The sequence below is a fragment of the Ruegeria sp. CDSC068 genome (assembly GCF_059610545.1).
Genome location: NZ_JBXWNV010000015.1, coordinates 30,063 through 46,863, shown reverse-complemented (window position 1 = coordinate 46,863; position 16,801 = coordinate 30,063). Strand labels below are relative to the sequence as shown.

Annotated in this window: 12 protein-coding genes; 9 read left to right on the top strand and 3 right to left on the bottom strand. The window is 52.5% G+C overall.

Features of this window, described 5'->3' with window-relative positions:
* The first annotated feature begins 54 nt into the window (after window positions 1-54).
* From AC2FID_RS21425 to AC2FID_RS21415, 3 genes are read left to right on the top strand one after another with little or no spacing between them, the layout of a single operon-like run.
* On the top strand, window positions 55-1,392 hold the full coding sequence (locus tag AC2FID_RS21425; protein WP_496758326.1) for a polysaccharide biosynthesis/export family protein: 1,338 nt from the start codon (window positions 55-57) through the stop codon (window positions 1,390-1,392).
* On the top strand, window positions 1,389-3,608 hold the full coding sequence (locus AC2FID_RS21420; protein WP_496758324.1) for a GumC family protein: 2,220 nt from the start codon (window positions 1,389-1,391) through the stop codon (window positions 3,606-3,608). The genes AC2FID_RS21425 and AC2FID_RS21420 overlap by 4 nt, the downstream gene beginning before the upstream one ends.
* A 27-nt stretch (window positions 3,609-3,635) precedes the next feature.
* On the top strand, window positions 3,636-4,733 hold the full coding sequence (locus AC2FID_RS21415) for a glycosyltransferase (protein WP_496699923.1): 1,098 nt from the start codon (window positions 3,636-3,638) through the stop codon (window positions 4,731-4,733).
* Window positions 4,734-4,757: 24 nt separating this feature from the next.
* Here AC2FID_RS21415 and AC2FID_RS21410 read toward each other — a convergent pair whose 3' ends face one another.
* Window positions 4,758-6,536: a CocE/NonD family hydrolase gene (locus AC2FID_RS21410; protein ID WP_496758322.1), complete on the bottom strand. Its 1,779-nt coding sequence runs from the start codon at window positions 6,534-6,536 to the stop codon at window positions 4,758-4,760.
* A gap of 68 nt (window positions 6,537-6,604) precedes the next feature.
* Here AC2FID_RS21410 and AC2FID_RS21405 point away from each other — a divergent pair, with 68 nt between their 5' ends.
* Window positions 6,605-7,312: a 4'-phosphopantetheinyl transferase family protein gene (locus AC2FID_RS21405; protein WP_496758320.1), complete on the top strand. Its 708-nt coding sequence runs from the start codon at window positions 6,605-6,607 to the stop codon at window positions 7,310-7,312.
* Here the strand turns inward: AC2FID_RS21405 and AC2FID_RS21400 are convergent.
* Window positions 7,288-8,199 carry a methyltransferase, TIGR04325 family gene (locus AC2FID_RS21400; RefSeq protein WP_282169658.1) on the bottom strand — a complete coding sequence of 304 codons (912 nt, stop codon included), beginning with the start codon at window positions 8,197-8,199 and terminating at the stop codon, window positions 7,288-7,290. The two genes, AC2FID_RS21405 and AC2FID_RS21400, sit on opposite strands and share 25 nt — an antisense overlap.
* 265 nt (window positions 8,200-8,464) lie before the next feature.
* On the opposite strand from AC2FID_RS21400, the gene AC2FID_RS21395 reads away from it, so the two are divergent.
* The 5 genes from AC2FID_RS21395 to AC2FID_RS21375 all read left to right on the top strand — a co-directional run bounded on the left by AC2FID_RS21395 (window position 8,465) and on the right by AC2FID_RS21375 (window position 14,882).
* Window positions 8,465-9,880 carry a hypothetical protein gene (locus AC2FID_RS21395; RefSeq protein ID WP_496838608.1) on the top strand — a complete coding sequence of 472 codons (1,416 nt, stop codon included), beginning with the start codon at window positions 8,465-8,467 and terminating at the stop codon, window positions 9,878-9,880.
* A 244-nt stretch (window positions 9,881-10,124) separates the two neighbouring features.
* Window positions 10,125-10,826, top strand: a complete 702-nt coding sequence (locus AC2FID_RS21390; RefSeq protein ID WP_496758314.1) for a sugar transferase — start codon at window positions 10,125-10,127, stop codon at window positions 10,824-10,826.
* Window positions 10,827-11,113: 287 nt separating this feature from the next.
* Window positions 11,114-11,992, top strand: a complete 879-nt coding sequence (locus tag AC2FID_RS21385) for a glycosyltransferase family 2 protein (protein ID WP_282169661.1) — start codon at window positions 11,114-11,116, stop codon at window positions 11,990-11,992.
* 563 nt (window positions 11,993-12,555) lie between these two features.
* The gene (locus tag AC2FID_RS21380) at window positions 12,556-13,257 is read left to right on the top strand and encodes a glycosyltransferase (RefSeq protein WP_496838606.1); all 702 of its coding nucleotides are present in this window, start codon (window positions 12,556-12,558) and stop codon (window positions 13,255-13,257) included.
* Between the two features lie 158 nt (window positions 13,258-13,415).
* Complete coding sequence (locus AC2FID_RS21375) at window positions 13,416-14,882, top strand: oligosaccharide flippase family protein (protein ID WP_496838605.1); 1,467 nt, start codon at window positions 13,416-13,418, stop codon at window positions 14,880-14,882.
* Window positions 14,883-14,946: 64 nt separating this feature from the next.
* On the opposite strand, the gene AC2FID_RS21370 is transcribed toward AC2FID_RS21375, so the two are convergent.
* Window positions 14,947-16,560 (bottom strand): GMC family oxidoreductase, encoded by a 1,614-nt coding sequence (locus AC2FID_RS21370; RefSeq protein WP_496838604.1) that lies wholly within the window; start codon window positions 16,558-16,560, stop codon window positions 14,947-14,949.
* Between the last annotated feature and the right edge of the window lie 241 nt (window positions 16,561-16,801).

The window sequence follows — 16,801 nt, the reverse complement described above, 5'->3', positions numbered from 1 at the left end:
GCGCCGTACAACAATCATAAGTTTAAGCCCGCACTTCGCAACTCACGGGGTGAAATGCTCCTGACAGGGCACAATTATTCGCTATCATGTGACAGTTGTTATTTAGTTGTAAGCGATTCGATGATTTGGCTTAAGGGTTCTGATTTAGCTTCCGCGCGAAATCTCGTGCGTAGCCTGTGCGCTGTTTCCGTTTTTGTAAGCGCAGTGATGGTCGGCGGTATTGGCCGGGCCACAACCTTTGATGGATATCTGATAAACGTGGGTGACGAGCTCGAGCTGGATATTCTCGATGATAATGAACCACCGCAGCGATTTACTGTAGGCCTCGATGGTGAGGTGCAGTTACCTTACATCGGCGGTCTACAGGTATCTTCTATTGCGGTTGGCGATGCGAGGGATTTAATTCATCGCACCTACGTAAAAAATGAAATTTTTGTGGACCCCTTGATCGAGCTTTCGGTTGCAAGTTTCCGGCCGATTTCGGTTTTGGGGGATGTTAAGAATCCGGGAAACTTCGACTACCAGCCTTTCATGACTGCAGAACAAGCCGTCGGTTTGGCTGGGGGTCCAGCGATTTCTGCAAACAACGAAGAAGCCCGTGTTCTAGAGCGTAGAAATCTGAAAGGCACGTTGAACAGCCTTGAATACGATCTTGCATTGTCGGCCGCCCAATATGCACGGGCTCAGGCATTGTTGAAAGGCGAGGACAGTTTGAATTGGTCTAACCTGCCGCCAGACCTGCGCCCGGCAGTGAACCGAGAGTTGTTTGACGAACATAAAGCAAGTGAAGATCAGGTCATCACGTTGGAGACGCGGAATGCGATAACCCAACATGAGCTTCTGACGCAGGCCGTGTCCGAAGCTGAAAGCCAGATCGCCATCCTGCGGCAGCGCGAAGTCGTGCAGCAAAGGATTGTGGATGTTTCTCAGACAGAACTGGAGAGAATGATTGATCTGGCGGCCCGAGGTTTGATCCCAAAATTTGATGTCCGAGACTTTGAGCTTAAGACTTCCCAGGCAGAAAGCAGTCTGTTGGATCAACGCGAGCGACAGTCCGAGGCATTGGTGCAACTTGCAACTCTCAAGGGACGATTGTCCCAGTTCGCTTCGGATCTGGAGCAGAAGCGGCTCAACGAATCCCAGCGGATCTGGAACGAGATCAAGAAGCTGATTTCAAACAGAAATTCTATCGAAGACAGATTGGGGCTTTTGGACCAGTGGATGAACGCGGCCTCTGGTTTGGAGAGCGAAATGCTGCTCGAATTCCAAGTGCGCCGACGCGAAGACAACGGGGTTCGCAAGCTACTGTTGCGACCCGGGGACGAGCTTTCGCCGGGCGACTTACTGGTTATCGTGGTGAAACCACCCGAAACGTTGGGTGAACTACAATGAATGTGCGTAGAAACCCGGAGTCGTCCAACCCGCGCGAAGTGGGTCGCGCTGCCAAATCGAATGCCGGTTTCCTAGCTTACCAATCTATCGACGTGATGTATCTGTTCTCGATTTTACGGGTTAATGCACGATTGATTTCCGCAGCGGCCATCGGGTGCGCCGTAGCGATGTTCATTTATCTGCTCTTTGTTCCTCCGACTTACACCGCTTATTCGCAGATCATTCTCGACACGCGCGAAGAAAGTGTATCGCCTGTCGAGGAAGTGGTTTCTGACCTTAATCTGAACAGCTCGGTCCTGGCCGGTGAGGTCGTGACGATGCGGTCGAACGTGCTGATTGGCCAGGTTGTTGACGAATTGGGTTTGTTGGAGCATCCCCGATACGACCCCCGCCAACAGCGCAGCGAAGGCCTATTCGGCCGGGCCAAACGTCTATTGCGCGGAGACGATCCGCCACATGTGGTCGCTGCGCGATTGCCCGAAGAAACGCTACGTTCATGGATTATCAGTGCGGTGCGAGACAATCTGTCTGTAACGCAGATTGGGGTGTCCTATGTGATTGGAGTGAGTTTCCAGAGCACCGATCCGGTGCTTGCTGCAGACATAACCAACGCCATCGCAAACCGGTACATTAACAGTCAGCTTGACTCGAAAATGGATGCCACATTGCGCGCCAATTCTTGGCTATCTGACAGGTTGGCTGAATTGAGCGTTCAACTTGAAGCTGCAGACGCAGCGGTGGTTGATTTCAAGGCAGAGATGATCGAAATCGCGGATGGCAATGAAGAAAGCATCAGCCAGCTATTGGCCGAATTGAATACTAAATTGGTCGGCAGCTCAACCGAGCGCGCGGATGCTGAAGTGCGCCTCTCTCAGGTTAAAGCGCTACAAAATCTTGGCGGCTTACGCGCAGTATCAGACGTTGTGACCTCACCGCTATTGGAAACATTGACCCAGCAAAGAACAGAATTGGCGACAAATCAGGCTCAATTGGCTAGCACCCTCGGGCGTCGGCATCCGGATATGGTTCGAATTAACGCGCAAATCGCGAATATTGACCAATCGATTGATACCGAATTGAGGCGTAGGATCGAAGAAATGCGGGGTGACGTTATCGTGACCACCAATCGAGAGAACGCTTTGAGGAGCCAGATCGCCGTTGTATCTGAGAGGGCGGATTCACTGGCCAAGGCCTCGGTACGTTTAGGGCAACTGGAACGGGCGGCGAATGCCAACCGTCTAGTCTACGAAAACTTTCTTTCGCGCTTCAAGGAAACCAGCGCACAGGCGGATTTCCAGCTTCCAGAAGCGCGTATTATTGGTCAGGCCGAGGTTCCGTCTGTCCCCTCTGGTCCGCGCAAGACCCTGCACATGATCGCGGCCTTTGTTTTCGGCCTTTCTGCAGCCACTGCTTTCGTATTCTTGCGAAATCTGGCGCGGTCGCCGGTGAACACAGCGGATGAATTGGAAGCACTGACACAGCGCCGCAATCTGGCTTTGATCCCATACGTCCGGCATTTTGGAAGCAAATACAGATGGCTGCGACAAGAACTGTCAGGCGTGGAAAAATCACAGTTCATGGAGAACGTGCGCACCATTCGCACGAGCCTGTTCGGGCTGGGGAAATCCCGTCAGCCCAAAGTAATAATGATTACGTCTTCTGTTCCGGCAGAAGGAAAATCGTCATTATGTTGTGCTTTGGCGCGGGCAATCAGCACTTCGAAAACATCCGTTTTGTTGTTGGATGCTGACCTTCGGCATCCGGATGTACGAAAAACATTGGACCTACCGTCCGACGGGCCGTGTTTGGTGGAATACCTTAATGGAAATGCAAAGATTAAGGACTTACCCATCCGATCCGATCTGGCTGGCGTTGATGTCATTTCACCATCGTCTGAAACCGCGAGCGCTGCGGATTTGCTGTCGTCTAATCTGTTTGCTGGCTTGTTAAGCCGAGTAAGTGCTCGCTACGACGTCATCATCGTAAACGCGCCGCCTGTGCTGTATTTGTCAGATGCAATTCTGCTGACCAAACATGCCGACACAACCCTGGTCGCCGTGCGTAGTGGCAAGACACCGGCCAAGGTGGTGTTTAGCTCGATTGCGAGGTTGGAGGAGAATGGGCAACCGGTGTTTGGAACGGTGATGACAATGGTACGTCGCCAGGATGCAGCAGCGCGTGATCTTGGGAGCTATTCGTACAAGTACAACTATTGATTTGAGTGTTTGTAAGACAGTGATGTTATGAAAGTTGCCCTTGTTCATTATTGGTTGACTGGTATGCGCGGTGGCGAGCACGTGTTGGAACAATTGGTCAACCTATTTCCTCAAGCTGACCTGTTCACGCATGTTGCCGATCCAGACAAACTGTCGCCTCGGCTAAAAAGCCGTCCCATCCATGAAACATTCATCGCCAGGCTTCCGGGCGCGCGACGCCACTATCAAAAGTACCTGGCTTTTATGCCTCGGGCACTCGAAGAACTGGATCTGTCGGGTTATGACCTGATCATTTCATCCGAAAGCGGGCCGGCCAAAGGTATCATCGCACCACCGGGTACGCCTCATATTTGCTATGCACATTCACCGATGCGATACATCTGGGATCAGTACGGTGCCTACAGCAAGCGGTTGTCACGGATTGAAAAGATGTACTTTTCGCATCTCGCGCACAGGCTTAGAATTTGGGATGTCAGCACTGCGGCCCGAGTCGACAAGTTTGTGGCCAATTCCAATTTTGTGGCACAGAGAATACGGCGTTACTATCATCGTGACGCACAAGTTGTGCATCCGCCGGTCGATCTTGATGCCTACCACCTACCTGACGAGACCAATAGACGCAGCCACTACTTGTTTGTCTCTGAACTGGTTCCGTACAAAAAAGCGGACTTGGTCATCGAGGCCTTTCGTGATCTCGACCGGCAACTGGTTGTCGTAGGTGATGGTAGCCAGCGGTCCGAGTTAGAGCAGAATCTTCCTCCAAATGTTCGGTTGCTAGGTCGGGTCCCCAGTGCAGACTTGCCGGGTCTGTATCAGACTGCGAAAGCGTTGATATTCCCAGCCGAAGAAGACTTTGGTATTGTCCCGGTCGAAGCCATGGCCTGCGGGACACCTGTGTTGGCCTACGGCCAAGGCGGTGTGCGCGACAGTGTTATTGAGGGCCGTACAGGCCTGTTCTTCGACGATCAATCAAGCAGTTCTATTGTGGAGACTATTCATCGGTTTGAACGCGCGCATTTTAATTCCGGCGACATTAGCGAACACGCAAGCGGGTTCGGTGCAGAACGGTTTCGACGTGAGTTCTCCAACGTCGTTGACGCTGTCCTTAGTGATTGGGCCGTCTAAGCGCTTCGCTGTTTTTGACCTATTTCAATTCGGCAGGGTTTGCAGGATCAGCGCGGAGGGTTCGTTAGTGTCACTGAGCACAGTGATCTCTGTCGATCGGACCTCTGTTTCAGAATAGATTGGCCCGCCTGTATTGGTGTTTCTTGAAAGGCGCGGAAAGTTGGTTCCGGCCACATGTAACCGAATTTGATGACCAGCTTCGAACTTATAGGCGATTTGGCGCATGTCGACTGTTACTTCGTAGATCTGTCCTGGCGTCATCAGCTCGGGTGTTTCAAATCCACCCCTGTATCGCAACCTTAATGCGCCCTCTTGCACCAATAGCGAATTTCCTTGTGTATCTACATCCGAAATGCGCAAGACTAGGTCGGAATCCGGAGTTGAAATGGTGACCCATAGCTTTGCTTGGATTGGGCCCGCGACTGTTATTGGCTGTTCCAGCGGTGCGGATGAGAACAACAGCACATCGTCTCGTTTCTCGATCGAGTTCTGCAACACGGGCCCTTCTCGATCCTCGGGATTTCCAGTGCAGCAAAGCGGGCCACCGATAGAGGGAACAGGGTTTTCGGGGTCGGACAAAAAGCTACTCTTTAAGTCTGAAATTGCGCTTTTTTTCCAGAGCAATGACTGACCTGCGCTCAAATATAGCTGCTTTTGAATTGCGTCGGCAGGCGGCCATTTGTTGGCTTCGCGCCACTGGTTATCCACGAGTGTAAAATAGGTGTATTCGGGTAAATCAATGGCGGGTCCGTCCCCCAGGTGCCAAGCCAGAAACCGGCTAATGAGATCAACATAGCCGATGCGGCGATCCGGTGAGACTGGTAGATCCCCAACGACCGTGTCACCGTCCGTACCGAGGTAGTTGCAATGTGTTCCTGCGCCGATGATAGTATTTACGGATGCGCCCGCATTTTGCAGAGTTTCAGCCAGAGTTAGGCTCGAATCTATTCCGGGATCATGCCAGGTATCAATGAATAGTGCAGGTACCGAGAACGCCTCGTTGCCGGTGATATAGCCGGCGTCCCGCCAGTATTGAGGGTTATCGAAGTTCTGCAAAAACGCTTCATAATCAGTCTCGTCCGAGCGCAATTGTGCGACTAGGCCGTCGACAGGAAGTCCATCGAGAACATCGCCCGGATCAATTGGATGATAACCAGACTTGGGTGCGGTTTTGCCGCCTTCTGTACCAAACCAGCCGACGCTGGCTGCCAGGTTGAAGACTCCGCCTTCAAAGGCACTGAAATAAGCGTTCTTCCCTTCGACTGACCCGATTGCGCCGCCTGCTGCGATTGGAACTATGGCATGCAGGGCTGGATGTCCTTGAGCCGCCAACATGAGTTGGGATTCACCCAAAGCTGAACAACCCAGTGTTCCAACCCGTCCATTTGACCACGGTTGATTAATGATCCAATCTAGCGTGGCCGCGCCGTCCGGACCCTCGTTGGGGTATGGGGCGAATGTCCCTTCTGATCCGTACCGTCCGCGCATGTCCTGAGCGACCACAGCGAACCCCCGGCGCGTCAGCTCTCCAACCCAAAACCGCACTTCGCCGTAGGTTCGTTTGCCGTAGGGAAGGCGCATCAAAACCGTTGGGCGCGGGCCGGATTCAGCCGGAAGGTAGACATCCGTCGCCAGGCGCACGCCGTCAGGCACCGTCACCATAACATCCGCTAAATCCGGTGCACCAGCTTGTACCCACCACGCGATTTGATTTCGGTTTTTGTCCAAAAGGGTTTTGCCCATCAGGACTAAACAACCAATTGCAATCACGGAACAGATAACAAGAACAACCTTGCGTTTCATTTAAACACCCTATCGACTTGCTAGGTTCGCCACGAGTAGTTTCGGTATTAGAAGGAAGGATTTTTTGCGTGCTCAGTGTGGATCTTTGGCTGTGGTCTCTGGAAGAAGCAGACGAACACCTTGATCATTTTAGTAAGGAACTGTCGGTTGACGAACTGCGAAGGGCCGATCGTTTTGTCAAATCCAGTGATCGGAGCATGTACATTGTAGGTCGCGCCGGATTGCGGAGAATCTTGGCGGATTACATTGGTCTTGACGCCAAGGCGGTCGAGTTTGAGTACGGGCCGCATGGCAAGCCGTATTTGCAAAATGGCCCTGGGTTTAACCTCAGTCACTCTGGTGGTCGGGCTGCATTGGCAGTGTGCTCGTATGCCCATCCGGGTCTCGATATCGAGTTGGTGCGACCTATCGAAGATGCGGTGGCTAAACATCATTTCTCTCCAGCGGAATACGCCGAGTTGTCGTGCTTGCAACCGTCGGATTGGTTGCAAGGGTTTTTTCGCTGCTGGACCAGAAAAGAGGCTGTTCTGAAATCACTGGGGCATGGGTTGTACATGCCCCTTGATTCTTTCGACGTGACCCTCTCGCCCGACGTCCCTCCTCGATTGACGCGGATTGAAGACGACGACCCTTTACGTTGGACTTTAACTCATTTCGAACCTGCGCCGGGTTGGATCGGCGCGTTGGCCCTGCGCGATACAGGCGGCCCTGTCGAGCTTCGGTGGCGATCCGGTGATCCGATCGTCCGAGCCTACTCACGTCGTTCCAGAAAATAGCCTCGGCTGACACTTGGGCCCAAACCGGGATGCGTTGAAATGATACGACCAAGAGATGGGATGTCCCATTGATCGCGTATTACATAGCCCATTTCGGTTAGGTTTTTTTCAAAGTCATTTCTGTTTCTGATTTGATAAGGCACCCGGCCAGGCCCGATCTTTTCCAGAGTTACAACGGTCGGGCCACAGCGAGTCGCGACTTTGTTTAGCAAGATGTATTTGGGTGGGGCGTCGAGCTTGCCGATCAATTCAGCCAGAGAAATATCCAAGTATTGCATCAGGCCCGACCCTAGCAACACGTCTATCTGACCAACTTTCGCAAGGTCGTCTTGAAACACAATTTCAGCAGGTAACTCCTGACTCTCCTGTGCGGCGCGGGCCAGATCGACAGTTATGGGCAAATCGTAAACTGTCCACTGCAACCTGTCGATTGGACACAAATCCCGAAAGGCGATGTATTTCGACCCGAAATGCCCCCCTGCATCCAGCAGGTGCATTCCTTCGCTAAAAACTTCGTTAATCCAATGAATGACCGGATAATCCCAAACAACGGTTTTGCGCATCAGGTCGGTGTTCACCTGTGCCACGTCCTTATCATTATACCCGTTGCCGTGGGCTTTACCTGCGGCCGTTGCATAGTTTGGATAAGCGCCAACCATGGCCGGGGGGCGAATGCCGGTCGTCATTAGCCGAGCCCAAGCTGCTGAAACCGGGAGCCCAATCCCACGTTTCAAAAGACTTAAGCTAAATTTTAGGGTTTCTCGTGATCTAAACAAAATTTTACCACCGCACAAAAAGCGAGAAAAACCGCCAGTATGAATTCTGAGCCCGAAGAAAATACTCCGCCAAACTACTTTCAAACCGGATTCGGGAAAACCCAAAGGCAAAATGCGCTCGTTACTGTTAACATTTCGGAAACATTATGAGGGAAAGTTGGCAATTGCCGCTCGAATTTTGGAGTGTTAGTGCTTTCGGTTCGCGATCTGAATATGCTCAGTTACTTTGACAGAGAACGATTTTCGATATGCCGCTTGCCGATAACCGATTCGGGCAACGATGCTTGTCGAAGTAACAGACGAAACAGTGAATTTGACCAATTTAATAGATGTTCCGTTCGGGGTTCACGCTCCGAGGTTGTAAGCGAGGACGAAAATGGCTGTTTATCCTGCTGCAGCCGCATTCTTGCTATTGTGGCTTTGGCTCAGCGCACGAAATGCTGACAATGGGATTTTGATGGCCATAGCGGTCATCCCATTTGGGATGTTCGCAGCGTTGGTTGCCGGTGGTCTCTCAATGATCATTGCCAATTTATTGGCAATTCTTTCGATCTTTCTATTGATCTTACGGCGGATTACGCATGCGCCTGGGTCCGCAGAATTCCGTTTGCCCCCGTCGGGTGTCTATCTTCTTGTTTTTGCGTTGTACTCTGTTTTCTCCGGAATCGTCCTAGTGCGCCTGTTCGAGGGGCAGTTTCTTGTTTTCCCGATGACGGTGACAAACAGAGGGCCACAGGTTAGTAACTTCTTCAGCTCTGTAATGCTGCCACTACGGCCTACAAACTCCAACATAGCGCAATCGGTCTATATCCTGCTGTCCTTTGCCTTCTTTCTAGCGACAGTTTTTGTCGCCAGACGGCGCGGGGCAGAGTTCATTGAAAAAGGACTGGTTTGGGCCGCCTCGCTTAACGTGGTTCTTGGACTCTTAGACTTTCTGGGTGCCGATGCGGTTTTGAGCCTAGTCAGAACTGCCGACTATACCCTTCTAAACGAACATCTGGTGGGGCCGTTCAGTAGGGTGATCGGAGGATATGCCGAAGCGTCCGCTTATGGGGCCGCTTCGGCTGCGTTCTTTACTTACTTTTTTATGTCTTACTTGGTTGTCAGAACGCAAAGCCACGGCATCTTGGCAGCAGCCAATTTTGTTGGCGCCGTGCTTGCCATGTCCAGCACAGGCATAGCCGCTCTTGCCGCAGGGGTATTCTTCGTGACTCTGCATTTCAGAGTTTTTCTGGGCTTCAGTATGTCTCGTGGGTTTGGGCATCTCATGGTCATAGGTGTTTCGTTTTTCGCCATTGCGATCAGTGCGTTACTTCTGGTGCCATTCGTGATGGATAGCGTTTCAGATATTCTAGACCGTTTGGTTTTTTCCAAACAAGATTCCCTATCAGGACGGGAACGCGGCGCGTGGGCTGCGGCTGGGTTTGATACTTTCTTCCAAACCTGGGGGCTTGGGGCCGGAGTCGGCTCAGTGCGGGGGAATGGCATTGCATCCGTTCTTTTAGGAAGTGTGGGCTTTCCCGGAACGATTGCTTTTTTGATGTTCATTTTCAGCGCAATTGGTTTGCCAGCTACAGGAGCCGATCGCGGCACGCTACGGTTGTTTAGCGCTGGTCGCGTTTGCGCGCTGACATTATTGACAGCCATGTTAGTTTCAGCAACGACACCGGATCCAACTCTGCTTCTTATGGCGGTTTCGGGGCTGTGCGTTGTTGCCCGAGAACAGGTTTTCGAAGGCTACACGACTGAGACCTTTGCAGCATCTGCCGAAGGGTTTTCGAATCGTGTATAGCTTTGGTGGATTTTTTTGTCAGGAACAGTCCGGAGGTAAACTTGAGTACTGTTGATCTTATGGCGACAAACTGACTTAAAGAAGTAGGTTATCCACAGGACGCCTGCTGCCCTTCCTCGATTTTACAAAAAAGTTGCGGCTTGGGCAGGGATTTACTTATACTTTGAATGGTGGGGAATTGTAATGCGGGCCAATGTTTTTCGGGTCGCGCGTGTTGTGTATTGTATTAACGATTGGCTGTGTAATGAGAACGAATTTTAATCGTGGGGCTGAGGTGGAGTCTTCATTGCTCGGTGGCTCATCTTCTGGTCGATTAAAGAAGTACAACGGTGGTTCAGACACTATTCTCAAATCGTTGTTTGACCGTTTGTTTGCATTTTTTGCGCTGATCTTTTTCTCTCCTTTTCTCATTCTGATCTCACTTGTTATTTTGATAACGGACGGTGGGCCGATTTTTTTTGGGCACAAACGCATCGGCCGAGATGGCAAAGAATTCAACTGCCTCAAGTTTAGAACGATGGCACGGAATGCCGAAGAGCGTTTGGCGAAGATCTTGGAATCTGACGCCGAAGCGCGCGCTCAGTGGGAAGCTCAACAGAAACTGGATGATGACCCGCGGATTACGACGGTCGGCGAGTTTTTCCGTAAGACGAGCTTGGACGAACTGCCGCAATTCTGGAACGTTTTAGTGGGTGATATGGCGATTGTCGGACCTCGCCCGGTCGTTGCTGCAGAAGCGTCGCACTATGGCGAGCATTTCAGTGACTATCTTTCGGTCAAACCAGGGATTACCGGGTATTGGCAGGTCAGTGGGCGGAGCAACACGACCTATGCCGAAAGAGTACAGATGGATGTCTATTACGTGAACAACCGGTCATTTGGACGCGACCTCAAAATCATTCTCAAGACGATAAAAGTGATGATCATGAGCGATGGTGCTCGGTAGCGAAATCTTGGGTTGCGGTCAGAAGAAAACGAACAAAACCACGACTAACCAGAAGAGGAGACAACCGCCAATCACCAGCCTGCGTAGTAACTTAGGTGACGCGGATTCGATCATTTCGATGATGTTGAAACGCAACGTTTTATTCTCGTGAACGAGGGCCATTTGCTATGCTCGACTTTTCTTTTTCATCATTACCACCACGGCTACGCTGAGTACGAATACCTGTCAATAAGGCAGGCTGTGGCGGCGGTTTATCGGCAATATTATGTCTAAAGTGTGTTAGCGTTATGCGTTTAATTGTTTCCATTCCGACTACAAATCGCCCGGATATTGTGGTTCCCACAGTTTTGGACATAGCGCGCCAAAAAAGATTTCCAGACCTCGTGATCGTAGTTGTTGCGCGGGCCGACGATATTGACGCGCATAAAATTGCCAATTTGCCATTCCCAGTTTGCATCGTTCAAAGCGAACGCGGCTGTTGCATTCAACGAAACACAGCCTTGAGCATGCTGCAGGAAGAAGATGTCCTGCTGTATTTGGATGACGATTTTCTAATGGCGCCGGATTATCTGGCCAACCTAGAACATCTGTTCAAGTCTCGGACCGACGTCGTCATGGCGACAGGGACAGTTTTGGCAGATGGAATACATGGCCCGGGAATCAGCCACTTGCGAGGTTTGGAAATGGTCTCGCGAACAGCGCCCACCGTTACTTCTGAAATTACTGACGTCTACAATTGCTATGGCTGCAACATGGCGCTGCGCGCTGCACCAGCTTTGTTGGACAAAATACTCTTTGATACGCGGCTCAAGCTTTACGCTTGGCTTGAGGATGTAGATTTCTCACGCCAGATGTCTGCGCATGGTCGCATCGTTCGATCGAGCAATTTGCGAGGTGTCCATTTAGGAACCAAGGTTGGGCGATCAAGCGGCTTGCGTGTTGGGTACTCGCAAATTGCCAACCCGCTTTATCTGCATAGAAAAGGGACGATGGCGTTTAATCGCGCTCTGAACATCATGTGTAGAAACTTGGCGAGCAACTTTGTCAGGTCTTTCAATTCCGAGCCTGAAATTGATCGGTTGGGGCGCTTGAAAGGAAACCTGCATGCCTTTGGCGACTTGGCGCGCGGCAGGATTAACCCTGAGAAAGTGGCGCGGTTCGAATGACGAACCCAGCTCCAAGTCGCGTGGTGGTACTTAGTGACTTCGCAAAAATTCGCGGAGGGGCTTCCAAGCTTGCGGTTCTTCAGGCCCGGTTGCTTGCGAGACAGGGCATCCCTGTTACATTTTTTTGTGGCGACGATGGGGGGCAGATGCCGACTGGGGTCGAGCTGATATCTATGGGTGGTCAAAGCTTGTTGGATCAGGGTGGACTGTCCGCAGCCGCGTCGGGGCTCTGGAATCGTAGGGTTAGAAGGCGGCTAGCCACTTGGATCAAAAAAAATGACTGCCCGGGCACCATCTACCATGTCCATGGGTATCATCAGACTTTGTCGCCGTCGCTTTTGTGCCCTCTTAAGCCGGTGAGAAGCCGCGCAGTCATGCACGCCCACGACTACTTTCTGAGTTGTCCCAATGGCGCGTTTTTTGATTTTCGCCAGCAAAACACGTGTCCACGCGTTGCGATGTCCGCGTCATGCATACTGCATAACTGTGACAAGCGTAGCTACGGGCAGAAAATCTGGCGGGTGTCACGGCAAGCGCTACAAAACCGAGCGCGACGCAAGTTATTGCCGGACGTCACGACCTTACTAATCCACCCGGGTATGGAACACCGATTGTTTCCGGACGGCACGCCCGGCCCGGTAGTCGCTTTAGCCAATCCGTCAGAACCTCTTTTTCCAGATCCGGTGCCATGCCATCAGAACAGTGAGTTTCTGTACGTTGGCGATCTGCACGAGTACAAAGGGGTCTTCCTATTGGCCGAGGCCGCACGGTGTGCCGGTGTCAAAATGCGGTTTGTGGGCAGTGGTCTGGATCTGGCGAAACTAAAGGTCGACTTTCCCGAACACCGGTTCGATGGTTGGCAAGATCGAACCGGGTTGGAGCGCGCCATGGCCAAAGCCAGGATGCTGGTAGCGCCGACATTGGGTCCCGAACCATTTGGTTTGGCACCGGTCGAAGCTTTGTTATGTGGCGTTCCGGTTCTGGCATCGGATAGCCTGCTAATTAGTCGGGACATTTGCGCTCAAGAGATGGGCGAGAGCTTTGCCGCCGGAGATCGGGATGCGCTGGTTGCAGCATTGGCCGGCCTGTCTGCTGACGATGATTGGGTCGCGCAAATGGCTTCGAATGCCAAAACGGGCGCGCGCCACATCTCATTGTCTTCGCAAGCTTGGTGCGACGCCTTGTTGTCTCTGTACCGCGATATCCTGCAAAGCCCAAGCACAACTCGGGGGACGGAACGTTTGCGTGCCCCTGTGGCCACGTAATGGAGGGACGTTTTGGAAAACACCCGTTGCGATAGATTTGACGCGTGGTGTCGCCTATGTTGGCTGGGTTTGTCATCTGCTTGTCCTGCTGAGAATGGCGGCGGCCAACAATGGCCCAACTTTGACGCCAGAACCGGTGCGTCGGACAGGTTGAGCCAATGACACAGCCAGCCCAAAAAAAAGATACCGTGTTGCGTGGCGGGGTTTGGACCACGGTATCCAAGATTTTTACCCAGTTGACGCAGTTTGCGATCTTCTTGGTGGCCGTACGTATGATGACTCCTGCCGAGTTTGGCGTTTTTGCGTTGGCTGCGGCAATGGTCGTTATCCTGACACAAGTTTCAATGGCAGGATGGTCAGAGTACATCATGCAATGGCATGGGCCCGAGGACCGCATTCGCGAAACTCTCTTTGTGGCAATTCTATGCGGTTTTACGATCGCTGCGATGGGTGTTTTGAGCGGCAGCGCTATCGGGGGCATAGTTTCTGACCCCGTTGCCAAGCCGCTTCTTCAGGTTTTGTCAGTCGGTGTGTTTTTCACTTCGATGGGTGCTGCATACAATGGCGTTTTGGTCCGGCAGGACCGGTTGACGACCGCAGCGCTGATCACGCCGATTGCGGACGTTGCGAACCTGGCCGTCGCGATTTGGGCTTTGTATCAAGGGTTTGGCGTTATGGCGCTGGCATGGGGACGGCTTTGCGGCGCCGTAATCTGGAGCGTCAGTGGTCTGATTGTAAGTAAAACCACACCCGAGATCATGGGGCGTGAAACGCTTACGGATACAGTGGCCTTTTCCAAAAAGATCATAATGACCCGTCTGGTGGTAAATGTTCGTATCTATTTCGCAACCCTGATTATTGGTGGATTTTTGGGCGCAACCTCAGCCGGATATTATCGTGCGGCGCAGCGCATTGTCGCGGCATTTGAAGAAATTGTCAGCGAACCGACCCGTATTCTGTCATGGAATCTCTTCCGCCGCAGCCGTGATGCTTATGGCGATACGTCTAGATTTGGGGCACTTTCGCTGCGCTTCTTTCCCATTCTGTTTTATGGGGCGGTTCCCTTGTTTATCGGTGTGTTCCTCATGGCGGATACGCTGACAGCCGGGATTTTGGGACCCGGTTGGGAGCCCGCAACACCGGTTCTACGTATCCTTGCTGTTGCTGCGCTGATCCGTTGCAGCGGCAATGCCAGCGCCGCGATTTTAACGCTGGCTGGTCAAGTTCAGAAATTACCTTGGATTATGGCGTTGTATTCAGGGATCACGATTGCCGCGATCCTGTCGGCGGCGTCTTTCGGCATAACCGCAATTGCGTTGTCCGAAGTCGTGGCTTCACTCATTGTCTTTTCGATCAACGCAATCATCATGAAGCGTTACGCCGGTATTCACTGGCATATCATCCTCTGCAGGTCTTGGGCAGTGCTACCGGCGCTTGCGTTGGCTTGCATTCCCATTTTCTTCGCAGACAGGCTAAATCTGTTTTCGGAAGCCCACGATCTAGTCCGGTTTGTCTTGATTGGGCTGGGCATGATGGCCTTCGTCATTCCAGCCGTTCTTCTGCTGGATGGATCTTTGCGCAACGCACTGAGAAACAGAGGCTTTTCGGAACATTCAGTGGGGTGAGCAGAGAAGGAGATGCCGCACGGTTTCGTGGCTTACATCCGCAATGCGCAATATACGTCACTTATCAAGTTCCTTCGCGGATCATATCTGCCGCTTTCTCCGCAATCATCACAACCGGGGAGGCCGTATTGCCGGATACGATTTTTGGCATGATAGATGCGTCAACCACCCGTAATCCCGACAGTCCGTGCACCCTGAGATCCGCGCCGACCACAGCAGCTGCATCCGAGCCCATTTTGCAGGTGCCGACAGGGTGGAAAATAGTTGTGGCGATATCACCTACACCTTTCACAAGGTCTTCCTCTGACTCCATCGCCGGGCCGGGCAGGATTTCTTCAGGCTGATAGGGTTTCAGAGCGTTCGCCGTCATAATTTTCCGCGCCTGTCGCACGGATTTCGCTGCAACGCGTTTGTCGTTTTCAGTCGAAAGGTAGTTCAGGCGAATATCAGGCTGTTCTTCGATGTCTTTCGACTGAATATGGCAGGTGCCCACGCTTTCAGGTCGCAAGTTGCAGACCGAGACAGTAATCGCAGGGAAAGGGTGAAGCGGATCACCCAACTTGTCGGTGGACAGCGGCTGCACATGGTATTCCAGGTCGGGTGTGGCCAGATCGGGATTGGATTTTGTGAACATCCCAAATTGGCTGGGGGCCATCGACATTGGCCCTGATTGCGTCAGGCCGTATTGCAATGCAATCTTTGCTTTCCCAAGCAGCGAATTCGCCATCGTGTTCAGGGTTTTTGCGTTCCTGACCTTGAACACAGTGCGGATTTGCAAATGGTCCTGCAGGTTCTCACCCACGCCCGGACTTTCGTGTTGCAAGACGATGCCATGTTCAGACAACACATCGCCCCGGCCCACGCCTGACAATTCCAGAATTTTGGGCGTGTTGATCGCGCCCGCCGCCAGCAAGACCTCGGACCCGGCATAGGCGTCATATTGAACGCCCTTGTGCAGGTAGCGTACGCCCGTCACCTGCCTGCCATCGAACAACAGCGTCTCGGTTTCAGCATGGGTCAGAACGCGCAAGTTGGGCCGTTTCATCGCCGGGCGCAAAAAGCCTTTGGCCGTGTTCCAACGCACACCGTTGCGTTGATTGACCTCGAAAAATCCGGTCCCTTCGTTGCTGCCATTGTTGAAGTCTGCGCGCGGTTGGATGCCAAATTCCTTAGCGCCCTCCTGCACGGCTTTCAGAATGCCCCATTCCAAGCGCTGTTTCGAGACCTTCCATTCCCCTCCGTGCCCATGCATGTCTGCGGGCCCGGCATGGTGATCCTCGGATTTCAGGAAATAGGGCAGCACGTCATCCCAACCCCATCCGGCATTGCCCAGCTGCCGCCAATGATCGTAGTCCGCTGCCTGTCCGCGCATATAGATCATGCCGTTGACCGAGGTGCATCCCCCCAGCACCTTGCCACGCGGATAAACCAGCGAACGACCGTTCAAGCCCGGCTCGGGGGCGGTTTTCATCATCCAGTCCGTGCGCGGGTTGCCAATGCAATAAAGATACCCCACCGGTATATGCACCCAGTGGTAATTGTCTGAGCCGCCGGCCTCGAGCAACAGCACCCGCGTTTTGGGGTTTTCTGTCAGGCGGTTGGCCAGAACGCACCCGGCCGTGCCCGCGCCGACTATGATATAGTCGTAATCCCCATCAAGTTTCCGGACGTTTGTCATGGAGCATTGGTCTTTCTGATTAAAATGCAACAACGAGTTTGCCGATCATGCGGCCAGATTCAATGATCGCGTGGGCTTCTTTGATCGTGTCCACTCAGGACCCAGCAGTCATCGGCGCGAGCTTTACTTTGAAACTTGGGACAGAAAGGTTCCGGACGGAGCCTACCGCTCGTCACTCCGCCGGAAAAAGTCTGGCAAATTCACCGCTCGAATTTTTTCAATCAGGAATCATGCACCCAGA